This is a genomic window from Roseomonas rosulenta, from assembly GCF_016106005.1.
Lineage (GTDB): Bacteria > Pseudomonadota > Alphaproteobacteria > Acetobacterales > Acetobacteraceae > Neoroseomonas > Neoroseomonas rosulenta.
This window is the reverse complement of record NZ_JACADR010000284.1, coordinates 1-5,641: the sequence shown is the minus strand read 5'-3', so window position 1 is coordinate 5,641 and position 5,641 is coordinate 1. Positions and strand designations below refer to the sequence as shown.

Genomic DNA, 5,641 nt, shown 5'->3' with positions numbered 1-5,641 from the left:
CGCGACCTGCTGGCCGCCGCCGCGGGCGAGATCGTGCGCCTGCGCAGCGCCCTCGCGCTGGCCGAGGCGCGCCTCGGCGCCCTGCCCGATGAGGTCGGGCCGCACCGGCGCGTCTACCTCACGCCCGACGCGCCGGCCTGGCTGGTGGCGGAGGTCCGCCGCGCCTTCCGCCGGCGCTACCACCCCGACAGCCACGGGAATGCGGGCCGGCGTTGCCGAGCCGAGGAAGTCTTCAAGCGGGCGGAGGCGGTCTTCGCCGAGATCGAGGCGCGCGGCTGAAGACCGCAGCCGACGGGCACGGTCGCCGATTCGCGCTTGGCGCGAGGAGCGCTGGTTTCCCTGATCGCGGCGACAACCAGGGATTGCATCGATCCAACCCCTGATGCGTAGAAGTCTGAGGCCGGGGCTGCTAGGTCTCAAAAATAACAGAGGGACTCCCTCCCGCCCCATGTCGGCCACCTCGCCGCTCGAGAACAAGAAGGCCCTGACCAACTGGCCGTCCGCGCGCCTGCTGGAATTCGCCGAGGCGCATGCCGGCGATGTCGAACTGCTGGCCTTCATCCTGGGCGAGCTCGGCCGCCGCGACGTCGAGGTCGCGCAGTCCGCCGCGCGTCGCGTGTCGCAGCTGCTGAACCGCGCCGAGACCACCGAGGCGCAGAACCCCGCCGCCGCGGCGGAACGCGATGGGCGGCTCGAACAGCTGCGCGCCCGGCTCGAAGCCACAGAGCAGCGGCTGCGCGAGGCAGAGATGCGCGCCGCCGCCGCCGAGCGCGCCCTGGCGACCGAGGCGCTACCCGCCCGCAGCAACGGCCTTCTGCGCCGCGTCCACCTGGCCGAGACGGCGCCCGCCTGGCTGGTCGATGCCGCGCGCCGCGCCTTCCGCCTGCGCTTCCACCCCGACCGCTTCGCCGACCCGGCGATGAAGGCGCGGGCGGAGGAGACCTTCAAGGAGGCGGAGGAAGTGTTCCGCCAGATCACCGTGAACCACAACGGCCACGCCTGACGCGGGCCGGCGCCGCCCGGGTGGTTTCGAGCCCGGCGCGACGCGCTCCGCCCCCGACCCGGCGGGCATCACCACCCGAACGGCCAGGCCCAGCCCGCTGCTGTCCGCCCTACAGCGCGGCGGCGGCCTCCAGCACCTGGGCGGCATGCGCCTCTGGCTTCACCTTGCGCCAGACCTTCACGATCTTGCCGTCGGCGCCGACCAGGAAGGAGGACCGCTCCATGCCCAGGTAGGTCTTGCCGTACATCGACTTCTGCACCCAGACGCCATAGGCCTCGGCCACCGCGTGGTCCTCGTCCGACGCCAGCGGGAATTCCAGCCCGTACTTCTTCGCGAACTTCTCGATCGGCGCCATCGGGTCGGGGCTGACCCCGATCACCTCGATCCCGATCTTCCCCAGCGCCGGCAGCGCCTCCTGCACGCCGCAGGCCTGCTTGGTGCAGCCGGGCGTATCGGCCTTCGGATAGAAGTAGATGAGGTAGGGCTTGCCCTTCAGCGCGGCGGAGGAGACCTCGCGCCCGCCGCTCGCCTTCATCTTGAAGGCAGGCGCCTTCTTGCCCTCGGCCAATTCGCTCATGCTTGGTCCCCCTGGATCTCCGGGCGGCCCAGGCGGTATTCGAAGATCGCGCGTACCGCCTTCGCCCGCGTGGCCATCTGTGCCTGGAGTCCGGGAAGGTCAACCGGCGCACCCTCCGGGTCGAGCCGCCGGCAGGCGTTGAGCAGTGCGGCAGCGACGCTGTCGGGCAGCGCCTCCTCCCGCCAGGGGCCGACGGTCAGGCGCAGCAGGCCGCTGACCGTGCGCCACAGCCGTTCGGCGGCGACCAGCGTGGCCGCCTCCTCGGCGGTCAGCGCACCGACCGCTGCGAGGTTGGCCAGCGCGCGGCGCGTCGTGGTGGCCAGCGTCTCCGGATGCCGGCGCGCCTGCACCAGCTGCAGCGCCTGGGCGATGAACTCGACCTCGACCAGGCCGCCGCGGCCGAGCTTCACGTCCCAGGGGCCATCGGGGGGCAGGTCGCGCAGCATGCGCGCGCGCATCGCGACCGCGTCCGGGATGGCCTTCTCGGCGGCATCGGGGCGCAGCAGCGCGCTTCGGATGGCGGCCTCGACGCGCCGGCGCAGCGGGGCCGGGCCGGCCACCACCCGTGCGCGGGTCAGCGCCATGCGCTCCCAGGTCCAGGCATCCTCGGCGTGGTAGCGCTGGAAGGCCGAGAGCGAGACGGCGACCGGCCCCTTCGAGCCCGAGGGCCGCAGCCGCATGTCCACCTCATACAGCTTGCCCTCCGCACCCGGCGCGGCGATGGCGGCGACCATCTGGTGCGCGAGGCGGGTGAAGTACTGGCTGACCGGCAACGGACGCGGCGGGGGCGCACCGCGCCTCGCGCGGCCCTCGCTCATCTCCGCGCCCTCGGCATGGTCGTAGATCAGGATCAGGTCGAGGTCGGAGCCCGGCAGCATTTCCCGCCCGCCGAGCTTGCCGAGTGCGACGATCGCCAGCGCGCCCCCCTTGACCTTGCCGTGACGCTCCGCAAAGGCGGCGGTGACATGCGGCAGCAGGGAGGACATGGCGGCATCGGCCAGGGCGGAGCGCGCCTCGCCCGCCGCATCGACGTCGAGCGTGCCCTCCAGCGTGGCGGCGTCGATCTCGAACTTGCCCTCCTGGACCAGGCGGCGGGCGGCCTCCATCGCTTCCTCGATGTGGTCCGCGTCCTGCAGCAGGGCAGGCAGGGTGGCGGCGGCGCTGCCCACGGTGCCGCCCGCGCCCATCAGCAGCCCCTCCAGCGCGGCGGTGTGGCTCGACAGGTGGTCGGCCAGCTGCGGCGCGGCGCCGAGCACGCCGGCCAGCCGGTCCAGCAGCGGCGGGTTGCGCGCCAGCAGGGACAGCACCTGCACCCCGGCCGCGAGCCGGCTGAAGACGCCATCGAGGCGCTGGATCGCGGTATCCGGGTCGCGCTGCTTCGCGAAGGCGGCGAGCAGCGCCGGCATCAGCGCGGTGAGCAGCTCGCGCGCCCGCTCGCTGCGCGTGGCCCGGGTATGCCCGTGGTGCCAGCCGCGCACCAGCGCCGCCACGCCCGAGGGATTCGCATAGCCCATGGCGCTCAGCGTCGCGATGGTGCCTGGGTCGTCCTCGACGCCGGTGAAGACCAGGCTGCCGTCCACCGCCTCGGCGCCGAGGGTGGGTTCGGATTCGAACATCCGCCCGTAGTGGCGTTCCACCTTGGCCATGTGCGCGACGAAGGCGCTGCGGAAGGCCTCGGGATCCGCGAAGCCGAGGAAGGAGGCGATGCGCGCCACCCCCTCGGCATCCTCGGGCATGCGATGCGTCTGGCGGTCGGCCACCATCTGCAGCCGGTGCTCGAGGTTGCGCAGGAAGACGTAGGCATCGGCGAGGTCGGCCGCGGCCTTGCGGTCGATCTTGCCGGCGGCGGCGAGGGCGACCAGCGCGCCCAGCGTGGTCGGGTCGCGCAGCCCCGGGTCGCGCCCGCCCCAGATCAGCTGCAGCACCTGGGCGGTGAACTCGATCTCGCGGATGCCGCCCCGGCCGAGCTTCACGTCGTGGCCTTCCACCTGGACGGTGGCGTTGGCCCCCTTCGCACCCTTGTGGGCGTGGATCTGTCGCTTGATGGAATGGATGTCGGCGACGGCGGCGAAGTCGAGGTGGCGGCGCCAGACGAAGGGGCGGATCTCGCGCAGGAAGGTCTCGCCCGCCGCGCGGTCGGCACCCACCGGGCGCGCCTTGATCATGGCGGCGCGTTCCCAGTTCTGCCCCATGCTCTCGTAATAGGTGATGGCCGCCGGGATCGAGACCGCGAGCGGTGTGGCCGCCGGGTCCGGGCGCAGGCGCAGGTCGGTGCGGAAGACATACCCCTCCGCCGTGCGTTCCTCGAGCAGCCGGACCAGGTCGCGGGCGATGCGGACATAGACCGCCTGCGCCCGGTCGGCGTGATAGGCTGCCGCGGTCGGTTCATACAGCACCATGAGGTCGACATCGGACGAGTAGTTCAGTTCGCGCCCGCCGAGCTTGCCCATGCCGAGCACGACGAGGCCGGAGTTCCGCCCGACGAGCCGCGGGTCCGCCCGCGCCGCGCCGGACAGCTTCAACTCGCCCCGCGCCGCGGCATCGCGCAGCAGGTGCGCGCAGGCGGCGTCGATGGCGGCCTCCGCCAGGTCGGACAGCGCCCCAGTGACGCGGTCCAGCGCCCACAACCCGGTGATGTCCGCCACCGCCGCCGCCAGCGCGCCCTGCCGCTTGGCCTGGCGCAGGATGGTGGCGAGTGCCGCGCGCGGCGTGGCCGGGTCGATGCGCGAGAGCGGATCGAGCGCCCGTTCGAAGGCCACGTCCGGCCCGCGCTCGGCCAGTGCCAGCAGCGCGGCGGATTCACGCACCGCGAGTTCCGCGAGATACGGGCTGTGCCCGCCCAGGGCGGCGATCAGCGCCGCGCCGGCGGGGCTGGCCGCGAAGTCGCGCTCGGCCGCCCCGCGCTCGGAGAAGTGATCGACCGCCAGCGCGGCGGCGGCGGGGTCGAAGGGGCGGGGCAGGCGCTCGGGGCTGAAGCAGGCCGTCATGGCCGGGCAGGGAACAGGTGAGGCGGGCCGCGGGTCAAGCCGGCCACTTCCTGAACCGCCTGTTGCGGGCGGTGCTGGCCGTGGTGGTGCTGGGCGCGATCGGGCTGACCGCCGCCGCTTGGCGGCTCGGCCAGGGACCGGTCGAGGTGCCCTGGCTGGCGCGCCAGGCCGAAGCCGCCTTCAACACCGCCGATACCTCCGCCCGGCTGAGCATCGGCGAGGCCTCGCTCGAATGGGCCGGCTGGCGCGAGGGGCACCGCTCGCCGCTCGAGTTCACCCTGCGGCGGGTGCGCGCGGTCGATGCCGATGGCGCGATGCGGGCCGAATTGCCGGATGCGGTGGTCTCGCTCTCGCTGGGCTGGCTGCTGCGCGGGCAGGTGGCGCCGCGCGAGCTCGAGATACGCGGGCTCAGCCTGCGTGCCGAGCGCGGGGCGGATGGCGGCTTCAGCCTGGGCCTCGGCCTGCTGCCGCAGGGTGCGGAGGCCGCGCCGCCGGCCGCCGCCCCGGGTGCGGAGGCACCTTTGCTTGCGATCCTGGCCGAGCTGATGCAGCCGCCCTCTGACGCCACCCCGCTGTCGGCTCTGCGCCGCCTGCGCCTCGCCGACACCCGCCTGGTGGTGGCCGATGCGCAGCTCGACCGCACCTGGTCGGTCGATGTCGCCGTGCTGTCGCTGACGCGGCGCGAGGGTGGCGGGCTCGATCTGTCGGGCAGCGGCGTCGCGGCCCTCGGGCCGGAGCGCGTGCCGCTGCGCGTGACCGGCATGATCGAGGGTGCGACGCGCGACGGCCAGGTCACCCTGAGCCTGCCGGCGATCCGCCCGGCGGCGCTGGCGCGCGCCGCACCCGTGCTGCGCCCGCTGGCGGCGCTCGATGCCCAGGCCGACATCGCGCTGGATGTGCGGATCGAGGGGCTGCGGCTGCCCTCGCGCGCGCAGGCGCGGCTGCGTGTCGGGCCGGGGGCGATCGATCTTGGCCCACGCGGCCGCGTGGCGGTGGCGGCTATCGAGGCCGCCCTCGTGCTCGATGGCGGGGCGCTGCGGGTGGAACGCGCCCTGCTGCGCCCCGCGCCGGCCC

General features: G+C 74.0%; 4 protein-coding genes and 1 pseudogene. 3 read left to right on the top strand and 2 right to left on the bottom strand.

The genetic code is table 11. The features are described 5' to 3' along the window. Positions 1 to 279 (top strand): hypothetical protein (locus HW578_RS22175; RefSeq protein ID WP_198372888.1); only part of this gene is annotated, 279 nt, incomplete at its 5' end. A 169-nt stretch (positions 280 to 448) separates the two neighbouring features. After that, positions 449 to 1,003 (top strand): hypothetical protein, encoded by a 555-nt coding sequence (locus HW578_RS22170; protein WP_198372887.1) that lies wholly within the window; start codon positions 449 to 451, stop codon positions 1,001 to 1,003. A 109-nt stretch (positions 1,004 to 1,112) separates the two neighbouring features. On the opposite strand, the gene bcp is transcribed toward HW578_RS22170, so the two are convergent. Continuing rightward, positions 1,113 to 1,580, bottom strand: coding sequence for a thioredoxin-dependent thiol peroxidase (bcp, locus tag HW578_RS22165; RefSeq protein ID WP_198372886.1), 468 nt, complete (start codon positions 1,578 to 1,580; stop codon positions 1,113 to 1,115). Then, positions 1,577 to 4,567: a bifunctional [glutamine synthetase] adenylyltransferase/[glutamine synthetase]-adenylyl-L-tyrosine phosphorylase gene (locus HW578_RS22160; protein ID WP_198372885.1), complete on the bottom strand. Its 2,991-nt coding sequence runs from the start codon at positions 4,565 to 4,567 to the stop codon at positions 1,577 to 1,579. The genes bcp and HW578_RS22160 overlap by 4 nt, the downstream gene beginning before the upstream one ends. 17 nt (positions 4,568 to 4,584) lie before the next feature. Here HW578_RS22160 and HW578_RS22155 point away from each other — a divergent pair. Then, positions 4,585 to 5,641: pseudogene (locus HW578_RS22155) on the top strand (hypothetical protein); the annotation flags it as partial.